The organism is Xanthomonas sp. NCPPB 2922 (genome assembly GCF_041520885.1).
GTDB lineage: Bacteria > Pseudomonadota > Gammaproteobacteria > Xanthomonadales > Xanthomonadaceae > Xanthomonas > Xanthomonas campestris.
Genome location: NZ_JBGOFY010000001.1, coordinates 418552 through 441771 on the forward strand (window position 1 = coordinate 418552; position 23220 = coordinate 441771).

At 66.5% G+C, this 23220-nt stretch carries 24 protein-coding genes and 1 other RNA gene; 14 read left to right on the plus strand and 11 right to left on the minus strand.

Annotated elements, in window-relative coordinates:
• Positions 1-52: 52 nt before the first annotated feature.
• The 3 genes from ACD584_RS01760 to ACD584_RS01770 form a co-directional block, all read right to left on the minus strand.
• On the minus strand, positions 53-2095 hold the full coding sequence (locus ACD584_RS01760; RefSeq protein WP_076037459.1) for an acetyl/propionyl/methylcrotonyl-CoA carboxylase subunit alpha: 2043 nt from the start codon (positions 2093-2095) through the stop codon (positions 53-55).
• A gap of 248 nt (positions 2096-2343) precedes the next feature.
• Positions 2344-3954, minus strand: coding sequence for a carboxyl transferase domain-containing protein (locus ACD584_RS01765; RefSeq protein ID WP_076037458.1), 1611 nt, complete (start codon positions 3952-3954; stop codon positions 2344-2346).
• Positions 3955-3964: 10 nt separating this feature from the next.
• A complete protein-coding gene (locus tag ACD584_RS01770) occupies positions 3965-5128 on the minus strand; it encodes an isovaleryl-CoA dehydrogenase (RefSeq protein ID WP_011035501.1) in 1164 nt (387 codons plus the stop codon).
• Between the two features lie 128 nt (positions 5129-5256).
• Between ACD584_RS01770 and ACD584_RS01775 the strand changes: the two genes are divergently transcribed.
• From ACD584_RS01775 to ACD584_RS01785, 3 genes are all read left to right on the plus strand, one after another.
• The gene (locus tag ACD584_RS01775) at positions 5257-5874 is read left to right on the plus strand and encodes a TetR/AcrR family transcriptional regulator (RefSeq protein WP_012437051.1); all 618 of its coding nucleotides are present in this window, start codon (positions 5257-5259) and stop codon (positions 5872-5874) included.
• An 85-nt stretch (positions 5875-5959) separates the two neighbouring features.
• The gene (locus ACD584_RS01780; RefSeq protein ID WP_014509401.1) at positions 5960-6334 is read left to right on the plus strand and encodes a hypothetical protein; all 375 of its coding nucleotides are present in this window, start codon (positions 5960-5962) and stop codon (positions 6332-6334) included.
• Complete coding sequence (locus tag ACD584_RS01785) at positions 6331-6867, plus strand: RES family NAD+ phosphorylase (RefSeq protein ID WP_011035504.1); 537 nt, start codon at positions 6331-6333, stop codon at positions 6865-6867. The genes ACD584_RS01780 and ACD584_RS01785 overlap by 4 nt, the downstream gene beginning before the upstream one ends.
• A gap of 297 nt (positions 6868-7164) precedes the next feature.
• On the opposite strand, the gene ACD584_RS01790 is transcribed toward ACD584_RS01785, so the two are convergent.
• The 4 genes from ACD584_RS01790 to ACD584_RS01805 are packed head-to-tail and all read right to left on the minus strand — an operon-like array spanning position 7165 to position 10088.
• The gene (locus ACD584_RS01790; protein ID WP_070689399.1) at positions 7165-7500 is read right to left on the minus strand and encodes a DUF3325 domain-containing protein; all 336 of its coding nucleotides are present in this window, start codon (positions 7498-7500) and stop codon (positions 7165-7167) included.
• A complete protein-coding gene (locus ACD584_RS01795; RefSeq protein WP_076037457.1) occupies positions 7497-9113 on the minus strand; it encodes a PepSY domain-containing protein in 1617 nt (538 codons plus the stop codon). Before ACD584_RS01795 ends, ACD584_RS01790 begins: the two co-directional genes overlap by 4 nt.
• Complete coding sequence (locus tag ACD584_RS01800) at positions 9110-9421, minus strand: DUF3649 domain-containing protein (protein WP_076037456.1); 312 nt, start codon at positions 9419-9421, stop codon at positions 9110-9112. Before ACD584_RS01800 ends, ACD584_RS01795 begins: the two co-directional genes overlap by 4 nt.
• Before the next feature lie 19 nt (positions 9422-9440).
• Complete coding sequence (locus tag ACD584_RS01805) at positions 9441-10088, minus strand: DUF4198 domain-containing protein (RefSeq protein ID WP_076037455.1); 648 nt, start codon at positions 10086-10088, stop codon at positions 9441-9443.
• 273 nt (positions 10089-10361) lie between these two features.
• Here ACD584_RS01805 and ACD584_RS01810 point away from each other — a divergent pair, with 273 nt between their 5' ends.
• Positions 10362-10880 (plus strand): cytochrome c5 family protein, encoded by a 519-nt coding sequence (locus ACD584_RS01810; protein WP_011035509.1) that lies wholly within the window; start codon positions 10362-10364, stop codon positions 10878-10880.
• A 204-nt stretch (positions 10881-11084) separates the two neighbouring features.
• Entirely contained in the window at positions 11085-12803 is a 1719-nt protein-coding gene (locus ACD584_RS01815; RefSeq protein WP_076037454.1) for an ExeM/NucH family extracellular endonuclease, read from the plus strand.
• A 209-nt stretch (positions 12804-13012) separates the two neighbouring features.
• On the opposite strand, the gene ACD584_RS01820 is transcribed toward ACD584_RS01815, so the two are convergent.
• Positions 13013-13396, minus strand: a complete 384-nt coding sequence (locus ACD584_RS01820) for a MerC domain-containing protein (RefSeq protein ID WP_050911963.1) — start codon at positions 13394-13396, stop codon at positions 13013-13015.
• A 61-nt stretch (positions 13397-13457) separates the two neighbouring features.
• On the opposite strand from ACD584_RS01820, the gene ACD584_RS01825 reads away from it, so the two are divergent.
• Positions 13458-14783 (plus strand): GTP-binding protein, encoded by a 1326-nt coding sequence (locus tag ACD584_RS01825; protein WP_076037453.1) that lies wholly within the window; start codon positions 13458-13460, stop codon positions 14781-14783.
• 176 nt (positions 14784-14959) lie between these two features.
• On the opposite strand, the gene xopR is transcribed toward ACD584_RS01825, so the two are convergent.
• Together xopR and ACD584_RS01835 are read right to left on the minus strand one after the other, a co-directional pair.
• Positions 14960-16162 (minus strand): type III secretion system effector protein XopR, encoded by a 1203-nt coding sequence (gene xopR, locus ACD584_RS01830; RefSeq protein WP_076037452.1) that lies wholly within the window; start codon positions 16160-16162, stop codon positions 14960-14962.
• Positions 16163-16258: 96 nt separating this feature from the next.
• A complete protein-coding gene (locus ACD584_RS01835) occupies positions 16259-17146 on the minus strand; it encodes a hypothetical protein (RefSeq protein WP_076037451.1) in 888 nt (295 codons plus the stop codon).
• A 66-nt stretch (positions 17147-17212) separates the two neighbouring features.
• Between ACD584_RS01835 and ACD584_RS01840 the strand changes: the two genes are divergently transcribed.
• From ACD584_RS01840 to ACD584_RS01870, 7 genes are all read left to right on the plus strand, one after another.
• On the plus strand, positions 17213-17875 hold the full coding sequence (locus ACD584_RS01840) for an alpha/beta hydrolase (RefSeq protein ID WP_076037950.1): 663 nt from the start codon (positions 17213-17215) through the stop codon (positions 17873-17875).
• Positions 17876-17954: 79 nt separating this feature from the next.
• Positions 17955-19049, plus strand: a complete 1095-nt coding sequence (gene zapE, locus ACD584_RS01845; protein ID WP_014509389.1) for a cell division protein ZapE — start codon at positions 17955-17957, stop codon at positions 19047-19049.
• An 89-nt stretch (positions 19050-19138) separates the two neighbouring features.
• Positions 19139-19726: a hypothetical protein gene (locus ACD584_RS01850; RefSeq protein WP_228438005.1), complete on the plus strand. Its 588-nt coding sequence runs from the start codon at positions 19139-19141 to the stop codon at positions 19724-19726.
• Between the two features lie 284 nt (positions 19727-20010).
• Positions 20011-20472 (plus strand): MarR family winged helix-turn-helix transcriptional regulator, encoded by a 462-nt coding sequence (locus ACD584_RS01855; RefSeq protein ID WP_076037449.1) that lies wholly within the window; start codon positions 20011-20013, stop codon positions 20470-20472.
• A gap of 96 nt (positions 20473-20568) precedes the next feature.
• Entirely contained in the window at positions 20569-20997 is a 429-nt protein-coding gene (locus ACD584_RS01860) for an organic hydroperoxide resistance protein (protein ID WP_011035519.1), read from the plus strand.
• Between the two features lie 38 nt (positions 20998-21035).
• Positions 21036-21329, plus strand: a complete 294-nt coding sequence (locus ACD584_RS01865; protein ID WP_228438004.1) for a lipase — start codon at positions 21036-21038, stop codon at positions 21327-21329.
• A gap of 9 nt (positions 21330-21338) precedes the next feature.
• Positions 21339-22049 carry an alpha/beta hydrolase gene (locus ACD584_RS01870; RefSeq protein WP_076037448.1) on the plus strand — a complete coding sequence of 237 codons (711 nt, stop codon included), beginning with the start codon at positions 21339-21341 and terminating at the stop codon, positions 22047-22049.
• A 4-nt stretch (positions 22050-22053) separates the two neighbouring features.
• Here ACD584_RS01870 and ACD584_RS01875 read toward each other — a convergent pair.
• Positions 22054-22128, minus strand: a non-coding RNA gene (locus ACD584_RS01875) — sX9 sRNA.
• A gap of 507 nt (positions 22129-22635) precedes the next feature.
• Here ACD584_RS01875 and ACD584_RS01880 point away from each other — a divergent pair.
• The gene (locus ACD584_RS01880; protein WP_042597834.1) at positions 22636-23052 is read left to right on the plus strand and encodes a hypothetical protein; all 417 of its coding nucleotides are present in this window, start codon (positions 22636-22638) and stop codon (positions 23050-23052) included.
• Positions 23053-23220 lie beyond the last annotated feature (168 nt).

Here is a 23220-nt window from a genome sequence, read left to right on the forward strand (position 1 = left end):
GAGGCAGCGGCCGCCCCGGGGAACGTGCCGTTGGTCACGCTGGCGGATGCAACTACGCAGACGCGGACACGAATTCCACTAACGCGACACCGTCTGCGACCAGGTCGCCTTCGGCCACCAGATAGGCCTGCACGGTGCCGTCGGCAGGTGCATGCAGGGTGTGCTCCATCTTCATGGCTTCCAGCACCACCAGGGCCTGGCCACGGCGGACCGGCTCGCCGAGCGGCGCAACCAGCGCGACCACGCGGCCTGGCATAGGTGCGGTGAGGCCACCTTCGGCCTGCGCCGGTTGCTCGGCTTCGACCAGGGCATCGTGATGTTGGAAATGCGCACGCTGCGCGCCACTGAGCATGGTGATGGCAGTGCCATCGCGCAGTATCTGCGCGCGCCATTGGCGGCCATCCATGTCCACACGCAGGTGCTCGCCGTGTGCGTGATAGCGCAGCGTGTGGGTTTGATCGGCACTGTCCACCTGCCAGCCATCGGCGGTGGGCCGCACCGCCAGTGTGCGGCGCTCGCCTACGGCCTCCAGCACCAGCGTACGCGCGGCATGTGCGCCGATGCGCCAGCCATCGGCGAGTTGCCATGGCGAGAACGGGTCGGCCGGGTCGGCGGCCGCGTGCGGTGCGGCTTCGGCCACCAGCACCGCGGCCAGGCACCACCATGCCACGGGCGGCGGCTGCGGCGCGGGAAACAGCGCCGCCTGCTCGCGTTCGATCAGGGCAGTGTCCAGGTCGGCATTCGCAAACGCCTGCGTGCTGACCAGCCGCGCCAGGAACGCGCTGTTGGTGGTCACCCCGATCGCATGGCAGTGCGCCAATGCGTCGCGCATGCGCGCCAGCGCGGCGGGGCGGTCGTGATCCCAGACGATCAGCTTGGCGATCATCGGGTCGTAGTACGGGCTGATGGTGTCGCCCTGTTCCACACCGGCATCGATGCGCACATGCGCGCTCGCGGCCGGCAGGCGCAGTTGCCGCAAGGTGCCGGTGGAAGGCAGGAAGCCGCGGTCGGCATCTTCTGCGTACAGGCGCGCTTCCAGGGCATGACCATGGATGCGCAATTCGTCCTGGCGCTTGGGCAGCGGCAGGCCTGCGGCCACGCGCAGCTGCCAGTCCACCAAATCGGTGCCGGTGATCAGCTCGGTGACCGGGTGCTCCACCTGCAGCCGGGTGTTCATTTCCATGAAATAAAAATCGCCGTCCGGCCCGGCGATGAATTCCACCGTGCCGGCGCCCACGTAGCCCACCGCACGTGCGGCATCCACTGCCGCCTTGCCCATCGCCGCGCGGCGCTGTTCGGTCATGCCGGGTGCGGGGGCTTCTTCCAGCACTTTCTGATGGCGGCGTTGCACCGAGCAGTCGCGTTCGAACAGATGCACCACCGCGCCATGCGTATCGGCGAACACCTGGATCTCGATGTGCCGCGGGCGCTCGACGTATTTTTCCACCAGCACATGCGCATTGCCGAACGCCGATTGCGCTTCGCGCTGACAGCTGGCCAACGCGTCTTCGAATGCTGCGCTGGCATCCACCCGGCGCATGCCCTTGCCGCCGCCGCCGGCGCTGGCCTTGATCAGCACCGGGTAGCCGATCGCATCGGCCTGTGCGCGCAGAAACGCGGGTGCCTGCTCGTCGCCGTGATAGCCCGGCGTCAGTGGCACGCCGGCGCGCTGCATCAACGCCTTGGCAGCGCTCTTGTCGCCCATCGCGCGGATTGCCTGCGCGGGCGGGCCGATGAACACCACCCCCGCGTGTGCGCAGGCGTCGGCAAAACCTGCATTCTCCGATAAAAACCCGTAGCCGGGATGGATTGCCTGCGCACCGCTGGCGCGTGCCGCGGCAAGGATGGCGTCGCCGCGCAGGTAGCTTTGCTGCGCCGGTGAGGCGCCAATATGGATCGCTTCATCGGCCAGGCGCACGTGGCGCGCGTCGCGGTCGGCATCCGAATACACCGCCACGGTGGCGATGCCCAGCCGGCGGCAGGTGGCGATGACGCGGCAGGCGATTTCACCGCGATTGGCGATCAGCACTTTGTCGAAATACGGCTGGCCGGTGCCAGTGATGGAGGCGTGCTGGGGCGTGTCGTGCTGGGTCATGGCAAAGCTCTCTGCACGCCGCCGTGGTGGCGGGTGGAAGGACGAAGAAGAAACAACCGCTGCGGCAGGTCAGTGCCCATCACGGCGCACTCCAAAGCTGCATCGTTGCACTGCACTGCACTGCACTGCGCCGGCACGACGCTGTGGTGCGCACGCACGTGGAGCGCTGTCGCCCCGCAGCCGAAACACACCTGGGTGTGTCAACGCACAACGTGTCGTTTCGGCTAGGCCGGCGCGCCGCATCTGCATCACATCCGGAACACGCCGAAGCGCGTGGCGTCGATCGGCGCATTCAAGGCGGCCGACAACCCCAGGCCCAGCACGCGACGGGTATCGGCCGGGTCGATGATGCCGTCGTCCCACAAGCGCGCGCTGGCGTAATACGGGTGGCCTTGCTGTTCGAACTGCGCACGGATCGGCGACTTGAAGGCCTCTTCGTCGTCGCCCGACCATGCGCCGCCCTTGGCTTCGATGCCATCGCGCCGCACGGTTGCCAACACGCTGGCGGCCTGTTCGCCGCCCATCACGCCGATCCGCGCATTCGGCCACATCCATAAAAAGTTGGGCGAATACGCGCGGCCGCACATGCCGTAATTGCCGGCGCCGAACGAGCCGCCAATCACCACGGTGAACTTGGGCACCTTGGCGCAGGCCACGGCCATCACCAGCTTGGCGCCATCATTGGCGATGCCGCCGTGCTCGTATTTGCGGCCCACCATGAAGCCGGTGATGTTCTGCAGGAACACCAGCGGAATGCCGCGCTGCGTGCACAGCTCGATGAAGTGCGCACCCTTGAGCGCAGACTCGGAAAACAGGATGCCGTTGTTGGCGATGATGCCAACCGGGTAACCATGCAGGTGCGCAAACCCGGTCACCAGGGTGCTGCCGTAGCGCGGCTTGAATTCGTCCAGGCGCGAGTCGTCGACGATGCGCGCGATCACTTCGCGCACGTCGTAGGGCTTGCGCGTATCGGCCGGAATCACGCCATACATCTCGTCGGCGGCATGCCGCGGCGGCAGCGGTGCCTGCACCGCCATGGAGGGCGCCGGCTTGCGCCAGTTGAGTTGCGCAATGATCGCGCGCACCCGCGCCAGGGCCTGCAGATCGTTGTCGGCGAAATGATCGGCCACCCCGGAAATGCGCGTGTGCACATCCGCACCGCCCAATTCTTCAGCGCTGACTTCTTCACCGGTGGCGGCTTTGACCAGGGGCGGGCCGCCGAGGAAGATGGTGCCCTGCTCGCGCACGATCATCGTTTCATCGCTCATCGCCGGCACGTACGCGCCGCCCGCGGTGCACGAGCCCATCACGCAGGCGATCTGCGGGATGCCTTGCGCAGATAGATTGGCCTGGTTGTAGAAGATGCGGCCGAAGTGCTCGCGGTCCGGGAAGACCTCGTCCTGCAGCGGCAGGAACGCACCGCCGGAGTCGACCAGATAGATGCACGGCAGCCGGTTCTGCTGCGCGATCTCTTGCGCGCGCAGATGCTTCTTCACCGTCATCGGGTAATAGGTGCCGCCCTTGACGGTTGCATCGTTGGCCACGATCACGCATTCCACTCCCGACACGCGGCCGATGCCGGCCACCACGCCGGCGCAGGGCACCTGTTCGTCGTACATGCCATGCGCAGCCAGCGGCGCAATTTCCAGCAGCGCACTGCCCGGGTCCAGCAGTGCATCGATGCGCGCACGCACCAGCAATTTGCCGCGCGCGGTGTGCTTGGCACGGGCCGCCTCGCTGCCGCCCAGCGCGGTGCGCGCCAGCGTGGCACGCAAGTCCTCGACCACCGCGCGCATCGCTGCCGCGTTGTGCTGGAAGCTCTCGCCGCCCACCTGCAGCTGGCTGTTGATCACGCTCATGATGGCTCCGTCAGGCAGTGCGTTCGAACAACTCGCGGCCGATCAGCATGCGCCGGATTTCCGAAGTGCCGGCGCCAATCTCGTACAGCTTGGCATCGCGCCACAACCGCCCGGTGGGGTACTCGTTGATGTAGCCGTTGCCGCCCAGCACCTGGATCGCCTGGCCGGTGAGCCAGGTGGCCTTCTCGGCGGCATACAGGATCGCGCCGGCTGCGTCCTGGCGCGTGGTGCGGCCGGCATCGCAGGCGCGTGCCACGGCATAGACGTACGCACGGCACGCGTTGAGCCCCACGTACATGTCGGCCAGCTTGGCCTGCATCAGCTGGAAGGTGCCGATCGGCTCGCCAAACTGCTTGCGCTCGTGCACGTACGGCAGCACCACGTCCATGGCCGCGGCCATCAACCCGAGTGGTCCACCCGCCAGCACCACGCGTTCGAAATCCAGCCCGGACATCAACACGCGCACGCCGCCGTTGAGCGTGCCCAGCACGTTTTCGGCCGGCACTTCGCAATCGGTGAACACCAGCTCGCAGGTGTTGGAGCCGCGCATGCCGAGCTTGTCGAGCTTCTGCGCGGTGGAAAATCCGGGCATGCCCTTTTCGACGATGAAGGCAGTGATGCCGCGCGCCCCGGCGCTGGGGTCGGTCTTGGCGTACACCACCAACACATCGGCATCGGGGCCATTGGTGATCCACATCTTGCTGCCGTTGAGCACAAAGCGGTCGCCGCGTGCTTCGGCGCGCAGCTTCATCGACACCACGTCCGAGCCCGAGCCGGCCTCACTCATCGCCAATGCGCCGACGTGCTCACCGGTGCACAGCTTGGGCAGGTAGCGCTGCTTCTGTTCGTGGGTGGCGTTCTTGCGCAACTGGTTGAGGCACAGGTTGGAGTGCGCGCCGTAGGACAGCCCGATCGCACCGCCGGCACGCGAAATTTCTTCCATCGCCACCACGTGCGCCAGGTAGCCCATGCCGCTGCCGCCGTATGCTTCTTCCACGGTCAGGCCCAGCAGGCCCTGCTCACCGAACAGCCGCCACAACTGCGCGGGGAAGACGTTGTCGTGATCGGCCGCCGCGGCGAGTGGGGCGATATGGTGGCTGGCGAAGGCGGCCACGCTTTCGCGCAGCAGATCGATGTCTTCGCCAAGCTCGAAATTCAAGGACGGCACATGCATGAAACGGCTCCGCTGAGGATCGGGACGTGCCGGTGGGAGCGGGCAGGGCCGCGCGGCGTGGTGACCAGCGTAACGGTCCTGATCGAAGAAGTGAACTAAAATTCAACTATTGAACCCGAACTCATCTCATGGCTTATCGACGCTCCGCCCTGATGGAAGAACGCCTGGCCGGCAACCGCGAACGCATCCTGCACGCGGCCCGTGCCCTGATTGCCGAGGGCGGTTACCGCAATGCGCCGGTCACCGCCGTGGCCGCGGCTGCCGGGGTTTCCACCGGGCAGATTTACCGGCATTTCCCGTCCAAAGCCGACTTGTTCGTGGAAGTTTTGAATGCCGCCGTCCAGCATGAAATGGGCATCCTGCGCGCCATCAGCGCCGAGCCGGTGAGTGCGGCCGAGCGCCTGCGCAAGGCGATTGCCGCCTTCGTGCGGCGCGCGCTGGCCGGCCCGGCGCTGGCCTATGCCTTCATCGCCGAGCCGGTGGAGGGCGAGGTGGATGCCGAACGCATCCGCGGTCGGCGCCTCTTTGGCGAGGTCTTTCGCCAGTTGCTGGCCGAAGGCGTGGCGGCCGGCGAGTTTCCCGAGCAATCACTGGACGCCGCCGCGGCCTGCATCGTCGGCGCCTTCACCGAGGCGCTGGTCGGCCCGGTGGCGCCCAGCCGGCACGACCCGCAGCAGGGCGAGCAGCTGGTCGAGGCCATCTGCGGTTTCTGCCTGCGGGCGGTGGGAGCGCGCGGGCCGGGCTGACAGCGCACTGACTGTGCCGCGGCTGTGCTTCACCAGTGCGGTTTGCTGTGCATATACTGTGCACTCACCTTGCCGGAGCCGCGCGATGGTCGCTGTCCTCAATCCCCTGGCCCTGACCGAACGCCTACGCGTGCCGGACCGGACCATCCTCTCGCCATCGGCGATGGCCGGCCTGCTGGATCTCTCCCAACAGGAACTGGCCGAACTCGCTGGCGTGCACCGCAACAGCCTGCGGGTGCACCCGGAAAGCCCGCGCGTGCAGGACTTGCTACGCAATCTTTCGCGCCTGCTGGTGGCAATGGCGCAGATCCAGCCGGATGAGCGCCAACTGGTGTTTCATTTGAAAAACACCCCGATCCCGGCGTTCGAATTCGCCACCTTGCTGGAGGTGGTCAAGCAGGGCCGCACCGACGATGCGCTGACCTATCTGCGCACCGTGGCCGCCGGAGCGGCTGGTTGAAGCTGAGCGCCCCGGCGCAGTGCACCTTGTATCGCGCGTTCACCCCACGCTGGGCGGCCGAGCCGCTGAGCGGCGCCGGCGCGGCGCGCTCGGGTGGACGCTTCAACCGGTTTGGGCAGCCGGCGCTGTATCTGTCGCTGCACCTGGACACCGCCGCCGCCGAGTACGCCCAGGCCGCGCCGTTCCTGCCGCCCTTCACCCTGGTGAGCTACCGCGCCGACCTGCCGGCACTGGCCGATGTACGGCTGCTCGACGCGAGCTGGGATGCGCTGTGGGCCGACTGGACCGATGACTGGCGCAAGGCGCTGGTCAACAAGGTCGAACCGGTCAGCTGGGTGCTTGGCGACCTGCTGCGCGAGGCGGCGATTCCCGGGGTGATCTTTCCCAGCATGGCGCAGCCCGGCGGCGTCAACGTGGCGCTGTTCCTGGACATGCTGCAGCCCGAGCAGGTGTTGCACGTGCTCGACGATGGCCGGCTGCCGCGTGATGGGCGCAGCTGGGCAGATCCGGCAGCGGAACGTCCCCCGGAATAAGCCGGCGCTCGGCCCACCTGCTGATCGACACCGTGTGCGAAACAGGTCATGCATTGTTCGGCGACATGAGCATGGTGTGGCTCGACCAAGCATCTCGGCAATTCGGCATTGCCGTACCGCCCGGCGACGTTTCGCTGAGACGCGGCACTGCATGCAATGCGCCATGCCCTAACCACTACGCGCCTTTGCCCAACCAAGGTGTGGCCTGCACGATCGCCATGGCCGTGACGCCTGTGCCATCCGAAGTCACTCAGGCTTTCGCAACCGCCGCGCTGCCGTCTGCAGCAGCGCCACGCGTCAGTGCAGCAGCGCGAACGCCATCCCGGCGACAACAGGTGCAGCAATGGCCGCCGGCAAGATCAGGCCACGCCGGTACGGCAGCAACCACAGCGACAACACCGCCGCGCCTGCGGTCAGCGTGCCCAGCCACAGCACGCTGCCGATGCCCCAGCCTTGCGCCGACACCGCCAGCGCAAAAGTGAGCAGCAACAGCAGCCATCCCAGCGCGCGCAACTGACGTGAGCGGGTCATGCCCAGCGCGCGCCCACGCACCTCGTGCTGGTGTTTTTCCATCGCCAGGCACAAGGCCGCTAAGCCGGAAAAATTCAAGGCCAGCAACAGCACTACGCTCATGCGCCTTCCTGCACCGGCAGCGCGTTTTGCGGCGCAGGCGCGGCTTGCGCGCGGGCCTTGCGTGCCGCGGCGGATTGCGGCGCTTTCCAGTGCTGCAGGCGCCAGCCCGCGATGCCCAGGCACACGCCCAGGCCCAGGCACACCAGATCCACGCCGGCCAATGCCCATTGGCCTGCCGGCACGGTCACGCCCAGGTGCAGGTCGGTGGTCAGCGCGTTGATTAACGGTACCAACGCAAACAAGCCTGCGCCCAGGTACAGCTGCCAGCTCCACATCGCACGCCGCGGCCACACGAAGGCGGCGAGCAAGGCGCCACCCCAGGCGGCGAAGAACAGATGTGCTTCCATCGCCGCACGCGCTTCCAGCGCCACCGGCACCAGCCGGTTGGCCCAGAAAAACGCGGCGAACGCGATCGGCAGGCCGGCCACCGTGCCGATGTTGAGCGCGTCCACCAGGCGCAGCCCGAACCCGATGCGTCCAGCCTTGGCATGCGTGGGGCGTTCTTTCACGGCCCACATCACCACGCCGCTGGCCACCATCAGGCAGCCAAGCAGGCCGGAACCGAAGAACAGCGCGCGCATCCAGCCACCGGCGAAATGAGCGATATGCAGGCCCACCATCACCCCGCGGGTCTGGCTGGCGCCGCCGGGCGCACCGCTGTACTGCAGGCGTTGCCCGCTGACGGCGTCATAGAGGATGGACGGCGCATCGTTGGACAGGTCGTCCGCCCGCTGGGTTACACCCACCGCCGCATGCGCATCGTTGGGCAGCGATACCGCCACCGTGCCCACATCCCCGCCACGCCACTCGCTGCGCGCACGCGCCACGAACTCCTCCAGCGGCCGCATGCGTGCCGGCGTACCTGCCGCAGTGCGCGTGTCTGCGACGCGGTTGGCGGACTCTTCGTAGAACCGCATTTCGTTGTCGGGGTACTGCGCCTTGATGCCCCACGGCAGGTACATGAACATCAAGGTCACGATGCCGGTGTAGGTGATCATCGCGTGGTACGGCAACGCGGTCACCGCGCTGACGTTATGAAAATCCAGCCACGAACGCAGGCCTTTGCCTGGGCGGAATGTAAAGAAATCCTTGAAGATCTTTTTGTGGGTGATCACGCCGCTGATGATCGCCACCAGCATGAACATCGCGCAGAAGCCGACGATGTAACGCGCCCACACCACCGGCAGGTAATGCAGGTCGAAATGCAGCCGGTAGAAGAAATCCCCGCCCAGCGTGTCGCGCGCGCTGATCGGGTTGCCGGTGGCCGGGTCGATGATGGCGTTGCCATACAGCTCGCGCCGGCTGAGCGTCTTGCCCGGCGGCGGCGCGGGATTCTGCCAATACATGGTCACCACCGGCGTGCGCGCATCCGGCAGCGTGATGTTCCAGCTTTGCGCATCGGGCGCGTGCGTTTGCAGATAGCGCTCGGCACTGCGCATTGCCACCGCGCTGCTGACCGTGGTGGTGGGCAGTTCCGGGCGCATCCAGCGGCTGAGTTCGTCGCGGTAATAACTCGCGGTGCCGCCCATGAAGATCAGCAGCAACACCCAGCCCACCAGCAGCCCGGTCCAGGTGTGCAGCCATGCCATCGATTGGCGAAACCCCTGCTTCATGCCGCGCCCCGTTGCAGCCACGCAGCGGCTGCGAACATGGCCGCGGCCGGCACGCCGATGCCGACCCAGGCGCGCAGCACGGTGGCAGTGGCAAACGCCCACAGCGGCGCGCAGGCACACACCACGATGCCCACCAGCATGCTGGTCAGCACCGCCTCGCTGCGCGGCATTGGCAACGCCACGGCGAGCAGCAGGTTGGTCGCGCTGGCCAGCGCATAGCCACCCCCGATTGCGGCCACGCTGCGTCCAAGCACACCCAGCCAGGGGCGCTTGAACCAGGGAGTGGGCAGGGGCGAAGCCATGGACATGCGCAGGACGGTGGCCGGATTACTCGGCCAGGAAGGTCAGCGTGGTGATGTGGTGCACCACCGACACCGGCTTGCCGGCGATCTCACGCTTCACCGGCTCCTTGTTGGTCACCACCATGATCTGGCGGCCTGCACGCAGCGTCGGCAGCGTCACCTGGCCCTGTGCATCGGAGGTCAGCGTCTTCTGCCACTTCTGCGGGTCGATCAGGGTGACCTCGGCCTTGGGCAGCGGCTTGTTGCGATACATCACCGTGAACGTCTTGCCGTTGGCGGTGGTGGGCACCAGCTCGAAGTCGAGCTTGGCGCTGGTGCTGCTGCGGCCGGCGCGCGCGTAGTAGCTCACCGTCTCGAAGGTCTCGCCTTCGCCCTTCCACGGCTCGAACACCGCATCGTCCTTCAGCCAGGCATCGCCGGCGCCGGACAGTGGCGCGGTCAGGTACTCGCTGCCGCGCTGCAGGGCACCGGCCTTGCCGGCGGCGCCGAACACGGTCGGCTTGACCACGCGCTTGATTTCGTCCTGGCCGTGGTCGAGGGTTTCCTGCGCGGGCTCACCGAAATAGATGCGGACCGGGCCGCTGCCATCACGCTCGATCCAGATCTCGTGGGCCTGTGCGGAGGACAGGCTGAGGCTGGCCACGGCCAGGCAGGACAGCAGGAAGGATTTCATCGGACACCTCGTCAAACGCGGGAGTGAGCGCGCTAAACGCGCCATCAGTGGATGGGAATGATACGCAATTCCCGCAACTGAGACCAATGCACATGCGGCGCTGCGGCATTTTTCGAGCGGCCGCGAGCGTGTCGCAACCTTGGATGCAACGCGTGCCCAGTCATTGCAAGGGGTGTTGCACAGAGCGCGACGCCGGGCGCGCAGAGCGGCGCAAACTGTGCTCTATACTCCGGCGCTAGCAGAGGTCTTCGACCAACAGCCAGGGGTGAGCGCGTGCGGAATTACGACCTCGAGTTCCTGAAAAAATTCTCGATGGTGATTGGCTTGCTGGTAGTGATCACTCTGGGCTTGATCGCCCTGGCGGCCTATCTGCAACGTGCGGTCCCCGATGAAGTGTCGCCCACAGCCGCCAAGCGCCTGCAGCAACGCATTGCGCCGGCCGGCGCGGTCTATGCAGGCACCACCGGCGCCGCAGCGCAGGCCGCCGCCCAGGCTGCGGCACTGGCCAAGGCCTCGTCGCAATCCGCCTACGGTGGCAGCACCGACGGCAAGACCATCTTCGACAACCTGTGCACCGCCTGCCACACCACCGGCGTGGGCAAGGCGCCGACGCTGGACCACTCGCATTGGGACGCGCGCATTGCGCAGGGCAAGGACACGCTCTACAAGCACGCGATCGAGGGTTATACCGGCCCGGATGGCGGCATCATGCCGGCCAAGGGCGGCAACCCCGCGCTCACCGAAGAACAAGTGCGCGCCACCGTGGACTGGATGCTGTCCAACCTGAAATAGGGGCTTTCCGCGCCAAAGCGCCACGTGTCATCGCGCTGAGCATGCTTGGGCTAACGACAGCGGGTGCGTAACATTCGCTGCGGCGGTATGCGTACGCCGCGATGGCTGGCCCACTGGGTCATCTTGCGACTGCAGTTGTCCTGCCTGCGCCGCCGTCCTGGCGGCGTTTGTGTTTGTCTTCCCTTGAACGTGTGGAGTGTCTCGATGCTGCATTGTCCGTTTGTCGTGCTGGGCCTGATCGGCCTGTTGGCGCCCGTGTTGTGCCGCGCCGCCGAAGGCGCGCCGCAGCGCCTGACTATTGCCGACGTGCAGGGCGAGGACACCCGCAGCCCGTTCGACGGCCGCCTGGTCGAGGTGGAAGGCATCGTCACCGCCGATACGCGCGTGGGTCTGGCAGGCCTGTTCGTGCAACAGCCCGGCACCGAGCCGCGGCGCTCGCACGGGGTGTTCGTGACCGGCGCCGGCGATGCGCAGGTGGCGGTGGGCGACCGCGTGCGGATCGTGGGCACGGTGCGCGAGGTCGGTGCTGGCGGCGACGCCAGCCTGACCACGCTGCAGGCCACCACGCTCGAGGTGCTGGCCAGCAACCAGCCGGTGCCGGTGCGCATGCTCAGCGGGCCGCCGGCCAACTGGGAAGCACTGGAAGGCGAACACGTGCGCCTGGCCGCGGTCACGCTCAATGGCAGCGACCGCCTGGCCAGCAACGGCGAGCTGATCGCCGCCTTCGGTGGCCGGTTGTGGCAGCCCAGCGAAGTGGCCGCGGCCGGCACGCCCGCCTTCGCGCAGACCGAAGCCGACAACGCGCGCCGCCGGGTGTTGCTGGACGACGCGCGCAACGGCCGCACACCGAAGGCCGTGTCCTACCTGCCGGCCGAGGCGAACTTACGTGTGGGCAGCCTGCTCAGGCAGGTCGATGGCATTGTCGATCAGCGCTACGACGGCCAGTACCGCATCCAGGTGCTGGCGCCGCTGACGCTGCCCGCACTGCCTGCGCCGGTGGCACCGCAGGTGGGCGGCGATCTGCGCATCGCCTCGTTCAACCTGGAGAACTTCTTCAACGGCAACGGGCGCGGCGGCGGCTTCCCGACCAAGCGCGGGGCGCGCACGCACGAACAGTTCCAGGCGCAGCTGGCCAAGCTGGTAGCCACCATCGTGCCGCTGCAGGCCGATGTGGCCGCACTGATGGAGCTGGAAAACGATGGCAACGACGGCGACACCGCCGTGGCGCAGCTGGTGGCTGCGCTCAACGCCGCCGGCAAGGACAAGGATTGGCGCTTCGTGGACAGCGGCAGCGGCCCGGGCGATGACGCGATCCGCGTCGGCATCGTGTACCGCAGCACTCAGGTCACCCCGGTCGGCAAACCGGCCACGCTGACCGGCGGGCCGTTCGACAGCCATAGCCGCGTGCCATTGGCGCAAGCGTTCCGCAGCAGCCGCGGCGCGACCTTCGTGGTGGTAGCCAACCACTTCAAGTCCAAGGGCTGCGGCACCGCCAGTGGCGCCGATGCCGATCAGCACGACGGCCAGGCCTGCTGGAATGCCACCCGCACCGAGTCGGCCAAGCGCCTGCACCAGTGGCTGCAGAGCGACCCCACCGGCGCGCAGACCAAACTGGCCGTGTTGCTGGGCGACTTCAACGCCTATGCGATGGAAACCCCCATGCGCAGCCTGCGCGCCAGCGGCTGGCAGGACGCCTTTGCCGTGGTCGGCGTGAAGCAGCCCTACAGCTACGTCTACGACGGCATGAGCGGCCGCTTGGACCACGCTCTGCTGAGCCCGGCGATGGCCAAGCAGCTGCGTGGCGCGGCGGAATGGCATATCAACGCCGACGCGATGGACGATGCCGGCTATGCCAAGCGCAACCTGCCAGGCCCGTGGCGCAGCTCCGACCACGATCCGGTGCTCTTGGGATTTGCGCTCTGAGCGCACTTCCACGCGTGGCAGCAGCGCGCGCTGGTGATCGCAAACGCTCGCCGATCACCCGACGGCTGGGTTAGGCCAGCCCGAGGTGCGCCGCGGCCAGCACGCGTGCAGGCTTGCCCAGTGGACCTGCGTGTGCGAAAGGGGAACGGGGTATCGCCGGCCCGGCCTTGCCGAGCCGCGGCGAGCCGATCGCCCAGGGCGTGCCGCGCTTAGCGGGCGCAATGCACATGACGGCGCAAGCGCAGGTTGACCAGATGGGCGCCGGCCAGCAGCAGGCTGCCGGCAACCGTGACCGGCGTTTCCAGCGCGGCGGTCAATAGCCCGCTGGCGCCCAGCACCAGCCCGGCCAGTCCGAACACCGCCAGCCCCCAGACCGGTGCCGGCAACCGGTGGCGGCGATGGCTGCTCCAGAGCGCGTAGCCACTGAGCGGCACCGCGGCGGTGGCGAAGACCACATGCACCCATTCGGCTTGCTCCCAGCGCCCCAACAGCGGCAGCGCCGCCGCCAGCAGCGGCAGGGCCAGGCAGTGCAGCAGGCACAGGCTGGACAGGGCAATGGCCGAGGTGTCCAGCGCAGACGCAGTGGCGCGCATCGATCGTTCTCCGGAATGGCGAAGTGTTATACAGTAACATTTCTAGTCACGAGAGTTCGCCATGCCTGTCCTCGCCCCCCGCGATTCGCGCCTGCCCGTCACCGTGTTGTCCGGCTTCCTGGGCGCCGGCAAGACCACCTTGCTCAACCGCATCCTGCACAACCGCGAGGGGCTGCGGGTGGCGGTGATCGTCAACGACATGAGCGAGATCAACATCGATGCGCAGCTGCTACGCGAGGGTGGGGCGGCGCTGCGGCGCACCGACGAGACGCTGGTGGAGTTCAGCAATGGCTGCATCTGCTGCACGTTGCGCGACGACCTGCTGCAGGAAGTGAAGCGCCTGGCCAGCGAGCGCCGCTACGACTATCTGTTGATCGAATCCACCGGCATCGCCGAGCCGATGCCGGTGGCGGCCACCTTTGCGGTGCGCGATGCCGACGGTTTCAGCCTGTCGGATATCGCCCGGCTCGACACCATGGTGACGGTGGTGGACGGCAGCCGTTTTCTCGAGGATTTCGGCTCTGCGGCCACGCTGTCCGAACTCGGCCAGCAAGCCGGCCCGGACGATACGCGCGGGCTGGTGCAACTGCTCGGCGACCAGGTGGAGTTCGCCGACGTGCTGGTGATCAGCAAGTGCGACCAGATCGACACGCCGCGTCTGCACCGCCTGCATGCCGTGTTGCGTGCGCTCAATCGCGATGCGGCGATCGTCGATGCCGCGCATGGCGAGGTGCCGCTGCGGCAGCTGCTGGACACCCGGCGCTTCGACTTCACCCGCGCGCAGCTGGCGCCGGGCTGGATGCAGGAGTTGCGCGGCCAGCACACGCCGGAGACCGAGGAATATGGCATCACCAGTTTCGTCTATCGTGCGCGCCGGCCGTTCCACCCGCAGCGCTTTGCACGCATGGTGCAGGACGGCCTGCCGCAGGTGATCCGCAGCAAGGGCTTCTTCTGGCTGGCCAGCCGCATGGACTGGGTGGGCGAATTGTCCAGCGTCGGCGGCGCGACCCAGACCACGGCTGCGGGTTTCTGGTTCGCCGCGCGGCATCGTGTTGATGCACAGATCATCGGTGAGGCACCGCAGATCCCGATCACGCCGCTGCCGTACACCGACATCGGCTGGCAACGTCAACAGACCACGTGCTGGAGCGCACCGCTGCCGCAGCTGCACGAAGTGGGCGATGCCAGCGAATACGCTGCGATGCAGCGGCTGTGGCACCCGCTGTGGGGCGATCGCCGCCAGGAACTGGCGGTCATCGGTGTGGAGATGGATGCCCCGCGCACGCGTGCCGCACTCGATGCCTGCCTGTTGAGCGACCAGGAACTGCGCCAGGGCCCGGCACACTGGCAGTTGCTGGACGACCCGTTCCCGCATTGGGAGCGCTGATGATGGGAGTGGATCACGCTGTCGGCATCTCTCGTTCATCGTCTGAATGCAAGCAGCTGCGGGTTTGCATCCCCCCTCTGTGTGTGTGCGGTTACGCCGCCACGTAGCGGCGTGTCTCGTGCTTCACAGATGGCTCCCGGTCAGCGCGCATGTGCAGGCAATGCTGGTCCGGATGTTCAGTAGTAGCCGTTGTCGATTGCCTCTTGATGGGCATCTCTTTCTTTTTCGACCGTCTGTCGGCGTTCCTCGGCTGTGGTCGGGATGCCGGCCATCAGGCGTGGCGCTCCCAGCCTTTCCAGCTGGTCGTCGGTGCTTCTGACGATCTGTTCCAACGCGAGCATGTTTCGGTAACCCTGCATCATGCGTTGCAGGCGCCGTATTTGGTCACCGGGGGCGTCACCCTTGTTCAGTGACTCCAGGTGTCGTTCCGCGCGCGCGTAGTTTTTGGCAAGGGCGTTTCTGTCCAAGGATTTGCGCCGAGCCTTGAGTACTTCGCGTCGATTGTGCTGCATGACGTCCATCTGGACCGTAGCGTGGCCGCTAGTCGTGGTGCGTGGTGCACGGATGTCTTCCATCGGTGCAAGCGATACCAGCAGTGCATCGAGCCGACTATCGCGGAGCTCATTGCGCTGAGTGATCAGGGCCGCACGCGTCTCAAGCAATTGTTGCTCCTCTGGAGTTGCCTCCCGATCTTCCATAAACAACTGCTTCTGAATGTCGCTGCACCGCTGGGTTATCCCTGCCAGTTCCCGATCCAGGCTGCGCAAGGAGGCGGGGCGTCTGAGCTGGGGGCGCGGAGAGGCCATTGACGATCGCGAGAGCTTGGGCGTGGTCGGCAGCTCCGGTGCCAGCGTGCCGGACTGCGGCAGCTGCGTCTCGTCACGGCGCATTTTTTGGGGAACAGGCGGTTGCATTCTCCGATCCAGGGGACGTTGCTGCCCGTGCAGTTGTTGCGCACGTGGTGGCTTGGGCGGAATCGCCACAAGCTGCACCGTGGGCTGCGCCTGCTGCGGTTCCTGTCGTTGCATACGCTCACGCTCTGTTTTATGCGGCATGGGCGGCTGCCGACGTTCGTCGACGCGGGTCTGCCGCCCGTGCATCTGCTGCGTGCGCGGGGGTGGGTTCTCGACTGCTTTAAGCGTCGCGGAGCCCATGCACATCAAAGGCAGCTGCTTGTGTAACGACGCCAGCGATTTACGCGCTGAGGCGAGCATGCCCCGATGGGATTTCGGTGTGCCCTGCGCTACTGCGGACTTGGGGGCTTGAGAAAGCGGGTGCTGCGGTGACGCGTCTGCAATCGACGGCGTGGTATCGGTCGAGTTGGCGCCGTGTGGTTCCGGCGCGACGCGAGGGCTACTAAATAACTGACTCAGGCGCATCACACACTCCCTCGGACATTTGAACGCATCGTAACCAGCGATGCCTTGTCCTTGAGGCGAGTTGCGAACCAGAGTCGCGCCGACCGAAGGCCTTCGTCAGTCCAGATGTATCCCCCAGGCGATCGCCGCAATAGCCGGAACCGCCAGCAGTAGGCCTATCCACCCGCGCCGGCCGAGGCGCTCGCCAAACGTCAGTTTGCCCACCAGTGCGCCCAATGCCACCACGCCGATATTCATGCTGGCGAAGACGGTCGCCGGGCTGTGCGGCAGCGTCTGGTGCGCGCGCACGTAAAACAGGATGTTGCCGAAGTTGAGTACGCCCAGCAGTACGCCCGCGGCGAGATTGCGCAGCTGCAGGCGATTGCCGCGGCGCAGGCGCACGCATTGCACGCACAGCAGCAACACGAACGCCAGCGCAAAGCACACCGTCAATGCCGTCAGCGACGGCGTGCCCGACAGTGCCAGCGATTTGAGCAGGATGTCGATCACCGCAAATCCCGCCCAGACACCGAGCAACCACGGCCAGGTGCGCGCCGCGGGTGCATCAACGCTGCCGCCCACCACAGCAGCGCCTGTCCGCGGCCGCTGCACGATGGCGACGATCGCCAACAGGCCCACGCCCAGTCCGGCCAGCTTCCAGCCACCGGCGCGTTCGCCGAACACGGTAAACGCCGCCGCCAGCGACAACAGCAGCGACAGCCGCTGCGCCACGTCAGTGCGCACGATGCCGGCCACACGCACCGAGCGTGCCAGCACCAGAAAAATGCCCGGCAATGCGACCGCCAGGCCCAGCAATGCCAGCCACGGCGTGTGCGCGGCGGTGAGGCTGGCAAAGGACGGTTTGAGGATGGCAACGGCCAACACGCTGGCGGTGGCGTAGTTCCAGGTGATGGCCTGAAACACGTCTATCCGGTAGCGTGGCGCAAGCTTCAGCAGCACCGACACCAGCACGCTGCAGACAACGGCAAACAACAAAAAATGCATGGGCAACACAACGATCTGTGCAGGCAGGGCGATGAACGCGGCCGGCGGGGCGGCTATTATGACGGTATGTCCAATCCCCCATTCCCCACCGAATCCTCGACGTTGGTGCTCGACGGGCCGGTCGGTCCGCTCGATGTGGCAGTCGACCTGGCCGAGCCGGACGTCACCGCGCAGCCGGTCACCGCCATCGTCTGTCACCCGCTCTCCACCGAGGGCGGCAGCATGCACAACAAGGTCGTGACCATGGCCACGCGCGCGCTGCGCGAGCTTGGCATCACCGTGGTGCGCTTCAATTTCCGCAGCGTCGGCACCTCGGCCGGCAGCTTCGATCACGGCGATGGCGAGCAGGACGATCTGCGCGCCGTTGCCGAGTGGGTGCGTGCACAACGCCCGACCGACACGCTGTGGCTGGCCGGTTTCAGCTTCGGCGCGTATGTCTCGCTGCGTGCAGCCGCCGCGCTCGAACCGCAGGTGCTGATTTCGATCGCGCCGCCGGCCGGGCGTTGGGATTTCAGCGACGTGCAGCCGCCGGCGCACTGGCTGGTGATCCAGGGCGATGCCGACGAGATCGTCGACCCGCAGGCGGTCTATGACTGGCTGGAGACGCTGGAACAGCAGCCCACGCTGGTACGCATGCCCGACACCAGCCACTTCTTCCACCGCAAATTGATCGACCTGCGCGGTGCGCTTCAGCACGGTGTGCGGCGCTGGCTACCGGCCACGCCCTGAGTGCGACAGCTTGCAGGCGCATTGCCAGACGATGCGCCGTTGAACGGCGCCGGCCACGGCCGGCCCGCGGAGAAACACGATGAGTGAGATGACCCCGTCGCAGCGCTACGCCGCCGGCGTACAACGCGGCGACTGGCGCGCCGATCCTGCGCAGCAGGCGGCCCTGGCCGAGCTGGACCGGATCCACGAAGCACTGGTGGACAGCGCGCAGGACGGCTGGCTGGATCGGCTGTCGGCGTTCTGGAAAAAACCCGAGCCGGTGCGCGGGCTGTATTTCTGGGGTGGTGTGGGGCGCGGCAAGACCTTCTTGGTCGACCTGTTCTACGACGGCCTGCCGATCAAGCAGAAGTACCGCACCCACTTCCATCGCTTCATGCGCGGCGTGCATGAGCGCCTGCGCGAGCATGCCGGGCAGAGCGACCCGCTGGCCAAGATTGCCCAGGAATGGCGCGAAAACCTGCGCGTGCTGGTGCTGGACGAATTCTTCGTCACCGACATTGGCGATGCGATGCTGCTGGCGCGCCTGCTCGAGCGCCTGTTCGCCGAAGGCGTGACCTTGGTAACCACCTCCAATACCGCACCGGAAAACCTGTACGCCAACGGCTTGCAGCGCGACAGTTTTCTGCCGGCGATCGGCTTGCTGCAGAAGTTCTGTGTGGAGCTTTACGCCGAGGGCACCGAGGACTACCGCATGCGCGCGCTGACGCGGTCGCCGGTGTACCGCGCGCCGCTGGATGCACAGGCCGATGGCTGGCTGGCGCAGCGCTGGGCGGAGCTGAGCGGCAATGCCGAGGCGCGCAGCGGCAACATCGAGATCGAAGCGCGCAAGATCGCCGTGCGTGCGCGTGGCAAGAGCATCGCCTGGTTCGATTTTGCCGCGTTGTGCGAAGGCCCGCGCGGGCCGGCCGACTACATCGAGATCGCGCGCGAATTCACCACCGTGCTGTTGGGTGGCATCCCGCATTTCGACCGCATGAACGAAGACGCCGCCCGCCGCTTCGTCAACCTGATCGACGAGTTGTACGACCGCCACGTCAATCTGGTCTGCACCGCGCAGGACGCACCGCCGGCGTTGTACAGCGGCCAGCGCCTGGCCGGCGCATTCGAGCGCACCGCCTCGCGCCTGATCGAAATGCAGAGCGCCGAATATCTGGCAACCGCGCATCGCGCATGAGTGCGCAGACGCGCCCTGCGCCGGGTCGCCACACGATCCGCGTCAGCGAAGACGACTGCGGGTTGGGCCAGTTTGGCGGTGGTGCGTGGTTGAGCGATGCGGCGTTGTGGCCCAGCGATCCGTCGACCGGCCGGCCCATGACGCCGATTGTCATGCTGACCGATCTGTTCCTGCCTAGCGTCTGGTTGGCCGACGACATGGCTGTGACGGTCTTCGCGGCACTGGGCCGCGAAGGCAACGCATACAACCGGACAGCGCTGCGCACGTTCACCATCCACCAGCAGAGCGAGCTCGAAAAGATCGACGCTGGCCACAGCAAGGTGGTGTTGCACCGACGTGCCGCGCGCGAACTGGTGCGCGACACGGTGATGCTCCCGCGGCATTTTGTGGGACTGCAGCCCTTCGACGAACGCGAGGCTGAGGAAGAGGCCGAAGACGCCGACAACGGTGCGGGCATGAGCAAGCAGCTGGGCCGCCCGTGCTGGCTGCAGGACCCCATCCATGCGCATCCGCGTCATTACTTCCTTTCCCAGTTCGTCGAGTCGGACCTGCGTCAGCAGGACCCCGCCTACGATGGCCTGTTCGCCGACGGGACGGGTTACCTGTTTGCAGAACAGCGCGCGAAGGTACTGCGCCAAGGCGATACGGCTGGCTATTTCTTCATCCAGTTCACCTGAGCCCAGCCAAGCCCGGGCACTCGGGCGGGCGAGCGCTGCTCGGCGAATGCGGTGACGTCCAACCGCACCGGCATCCTGCGAAAGACGCAGGTGCGCAGACGCACTGCAACTGGATAACGGAGGGCAGGTGGGTGCTGTGTACCGATCCACTGCCCCGAGTTTTCCCGAACACAGACACAGGTCCAGTTCGCTTCCAGCCACGCCCCCGGTAGCTGCCACGAGCCCAATCCTTCATTCATAAGAATCGCTTGCAATTAAATCGCACGCTATGTAAATTGCAGCCCATGGACACCGCAACGCCCACCACCGATCGCACCAACGCCCTGCTGCAGCTGGACAACCAGCTCTGCTTCGCGCTGTATTCGGCCAACCTGGCGATGCACAAGCTTTACCGCGGGCTGCTGAAGGATCTGGACCTGACCTATCCGCAGTACCTGGTGATGCTGGTGTTGTGGGAGAACGATGGCCTCAGCGTCTCGGAGATCGGCGAGCGGCTGTATCTGGATTCGGCCACGCTGACCCCGCTGCTCAAGCGGCTGGAAAGCGCCGGTCTGCTGACCCGGACCCGGGCCGCGCACGACGAGCGCCAGGTGATCATCGGGCTTGCCGATGCCGGCCGCGCGCTGCGCAGCAAGGCGGGTGCGGTGCCGGAACAGGTGTTCTGCGCGTCGGCCTGTTCGCTGGAGGAACTGCGTCAGCTCAAGCAGGAACTGGAAAAGCTGCGTAACAGCCTGGGCGCCGCCTAACCGAGCCACGTCATTCATTGTTCTGCCAAATATGTAGTGCACGATTTAATAACTCGCTATTCAATGCGCAATCCGCGCTCACTCAGGAGAACCACCATGGCCTCACCCGAAAAAGTCCTCTACACCGCCCACGCCACTGCCACCGGTGGCCGCGAAGGCCGCGCCGTGTCGTCCGACAGCGCCCTGGACGTCAAGCTCTCCACCCCGCGTGAGCTCGGCGGCGCCGGCGGCGATGGCACCAACCCGGAGCAGCTGTTCGCAGCCGGTTATTCGGCCTGCTTCATCGGCGCGATGAAGGCTGTGGCCGCGCAGGACAAGCTCAAGTTGCCGGGCGAGATCAGCATCGACGGCAGCGTCGGTATCGGCCAGATTCCGGGCGGTTTCGGTATCGCAGTGGAACTGAAGATCGCCGTGCCGGGCATGGAGCCGGCCGAGCTGCAGGCGCTGGTCGACAAGGCCCACCAGGTGTGCCCGTACTCCAATGCCACCCGCGGCAACATCGACGTCACCCTGACGCTGGCCTGATCCTTTCCCGGATATCCCCCACGAAACGCTACGCATCGTTGCTGCTGTTGGGCACGTTGGCGTCGGCAATCGGCGGCGCGCTTGCCGCGCCGACCGGTCCTGCCGCACCGGCCGCCTCCCCGAAAGTCCAGGCCTTCCTGGACGTCCTCAACTCCGCCGGCGGCAAGCCGATGGAGCAACTCACCCCGCAGCAGGCCCGCAAGGTGCTGGTGGACGCGCAGGCTGGCGCAACCCTGCCGGCCGCCGAGGTGACCCGCAAGACGATCACCGTCGACGGCAAGCCGCTCGGGCTGGTGGTGGTCAAGCCGCCGGGCAGTGCCGGCAAGACGTAGCCGGTGTTCATGTTTTTCCACGGCGGCGGTTGGGTGCTGGGCGATTTCCCGACCCATGAGCGGCTGATTCGCGACCTGGCGCGGGCCTCGGGTGCGGCGGCGGTGTATGTGGACTACAGCCCTTCGCCGGAGGCGCGCTATCCGGTGGCGATCCACCAGGCCTATGCCGCGACCAAATGGGTGGCTGCGCACGGTGCCGAGATCGGCGTGGACGGCACGCGGTTGGCGCTGGTGGGCAACAGCGTCGGCGGCAACATGGCGGCCTCGGTCGCCCTGCAGGCCAAGGCGGCGGGCACCCCGGCCATCCGCTATGAAGTGCTGCTATGGCCGGTAACCGATGCCGCGTTCGATAACGGCTCTTACCAGCAGTTTCAGCAGGGTTATTTCCTCAGCCGCAACATGATGCGCTGGTTCTGGGACAGCTACACCACCGACCCGGCGCAGCGCCGCGAGATCTACGCCTCGCCATTGCAGGCCAGCGTGGAGCAACTCAAGGGCTTGCCGCCGACCTTGATCCAGACCGCCGAACTGGATGTCTTGCGCGACGAAGGCGAAGCCTACGGCCGCAAACTCGACCAGGCCGGCGTGGAGGTCACCGTGACCCGCTACAACGGCTTGATTCACGACTACGGCTTGCTCAACGCACTCAGCGATGTGCCGGCCGTCCGTACCGCGATCCGTCAGGCCGGCGACGCGTTGCAGCACCACCTGGCCGACTAAGAGCGGCTAACAAAACGTAGCGAGCAGTCGTCAGGTGGGTGCGGACGGCGCGGAGGAACCGGAGTGTACGTGGGTACATGCCGATTCCGAGCACCGGCCGCGCCCGCCTGGCGGCTGCGCAGCAGTTTTGATAGCTGCTCTAATGCCGCACTGCTGGGCCGATAGCTGCGGCGTGGGCGTGTCTGCCTGCGCGGCGCAGGCCACCAGCCACAGCAGCGGGAGCAGGAAAACGCTGGGACGCATCGGATGCGTTTCCGGGTCGGGGATTGCAGCATCGGGCAGTGTGCGCCGCCGCGCCATGGCCAGAAAGTCAGGGTGCCGACAGGAGGTCCGGCCAACGGTGGGCGTGAGACCAACGATCAAGGCGAGCGGGCAGCCGCAAGGCGGGCGCGGCCGGCGCCTGGACCTTCATGGGATCCCCGTCCTCCGTGCCGCCTGCACCGATAACGTCCGCCATGTTTGTCAGCTGCCCAAAGCGTGAACCGGGCCGAGCATCTGCGTCATGACATCGCGCAGACGACTGGATCACTGGATTCTCACGGCGTATGGTGTGAATTATGTTGCACAGCAGCATCGGAGCCCCGCAATGCTCGACTCACGCATCGAAAAGGTTGACCTGGCACTGACCGAGATCGCCCAGGACCCATCGGAGAAGGTGGCGCTGTGGCAATGGGCCTGCCGCGAAATGCTGCATGAGACGCTGATCGGCATGCACCAGCTCTCGCATCTGGCCGGCATTGCACGGCACGTGGCCAACGACTGGCGCGCCCCGGTGGATGTGATCGCACCCGCAAAGCCCTACCTGGCGCCGTCGGCACTGGCCGACCGGCGCCTGCCGCAGGTGCTCGATGGCCTGGGCAGCACCCAGGACGACGCTGACCGCGCCAACCTGTGGCGGCTGCGCTACGCCAGCCTGATCGCCTCCACGCTGCAAGGCATGCAGGCGCTGGCCGAAAAGCACCGCATCGATCGCCAGGCAATGGCGATCAGCCAGTTGAATTGATTCGCAGCAGTAACGGTCGGCGCGCTGCGCCGACAGCTGTATTCCAGGCAATTAAGCAAGTTCGTGCGCGTCAAACGCACGCGCAAGTCGCTAGAGCACAACGCAGTGCGCAGCCTGCGCACTAGCGCACCCTGCAACGTCCAAACGCGACGCGCTTGAAGTGAGTGA

Coding starts and splice junctions, on each gene's coding strand:
- ACD584_RS01820 (WP_050911963.1), bottom strand. CDS start 13,396: ATGCGCGCCACTGCGTCTGCGCTGGACACCTCGGCCATTGCCCTGTCC.
- ACD584_RS01855 (WP_076037449.1), top strand. CDS start 20,011: ATGGACACCGCAACGCCCACCACCGATCGCACCAACGCCCTGCTGCAG.
- ACD584_RS01860 (WP_011035519.1), top strand. CDS start 20,569: ATGGCCTCACCCGAAAAAGTCCTCTACACCGCCCACGCCACTGCCACC.
- ACD584_RS01775 (WP_012437051.1), top strand. CDS start 5,257: ATGGCTTATCGACGCTCCGCCCTGATGGAAGAACGCCTGGCCGGCAAC.
- ACD584_RS01805 (WP_076037455.1), bottom strand. CDS start 10,088: ATGAAATCCTTCCTGCTGTCCTGCCTGGCCGTGGCCAGCCTCAGCCTG.
- zapE (WP_014509389.1), top strand. CDS start 17,955: ATGAGTGAGATGACCCCGTCGCAGCGCTACGCCGCCGGCGTACAACGC.
- ACD584_RS01780 (WP_014509401.1), top strand. CDS start 5,960: ATGGTCGCTGTCCTCAATCCCCTGGCCCTGACCGAACGCCTACGCGTG.
- ACD584_RS01795 (WP_076037457.1), bottom strand. CDS start 9,113: ATGAAGCAGGGGTTTCGCCAATCGATGGCATGGCTGCACACCTGGACC.
- ACD584_RS01840 (WP_076037950.1), top strand. CDS start 17,213: ATGTCCAATCCCCCATTCCCCACCGAATCCTCGACGTTGGTGCTCGAC.
- ACD584_RS01770 (WP_011035501.1), bottom strand. CDS start 5,128: ATGCATGTGCCGTCCTTGAATTTCGAGCTTGGCGAAGACATCGATCTG.
- ACD584_RS01760 (WP_076037459.1), bottom strand. CDS start 2,095: ATGACCCAGCACGACACGCCCCAGCACGCCTCCATCACTGGCACCGGC.
- ACD584_RS01870 (WP_076037448.1), top strand. CDS start 21,339: ATGTTTTTCCACGGCGGCGGTTGGGTGCTGGGCGATTTCCCGACCCAT.
- ACD584_RS01825 (WP_076037453.1), top strand. CDS start 13,458: ATGCCTGTCCTCGCCCCCCGCGATTCGCGCCTGCCCGTCACCGTGTTG.
- ACD584_RS01835 (WP_076037451.1), bottom strand. CDS start 17,146: ATGCATTTTTTGTTGTTTGCCGTTGTCTGCAGCGTGCTGGTGTCGGTG.
- ACD584_RS01765 (WP_076037458.1), bottom strand. CDS start 3,954: ATGAGCGTGATCAACAGCCAGCTGCAGGTGGGCGGCGAGAGCTTCCAG.
- ACD584_RS01790 (WP_070689399.1), bottom strand. CDS start 7,500: ATGAGCGTAGTGCTGTTGCTGGCCTTGAATTTTTCCGGCTTAGCGGCC.
- ACD584_RS01815 (WP_076037454.1), top strand. CDS start 11,085: ATGCTGCATTGTCCGTTTGTCGTGCTGGGCCTGATCGGCCTGTTGGCG.
- ACD584_RS01800 (WP_076037456.1), bottom strand. CDS start 9,421: ATGTCCATGGCTTCGCCCCTGCCCACTCCCTGGTTCAAGCGCCCCTGG.
- ACD584_RS01880 (WP_042597834.1), top strand. CDS start 22,636: ATGCTCGACTCACGCATCGAAAAGGTTGACCTGGCACTGACCGAGATC.
- xopR (WP_076037452.1), bottom strand. CDS start 16,162: ATGCGCCTGAGTCAGTTATTTAGTAGCCCTCGCGTCGCGCCGGAACCA.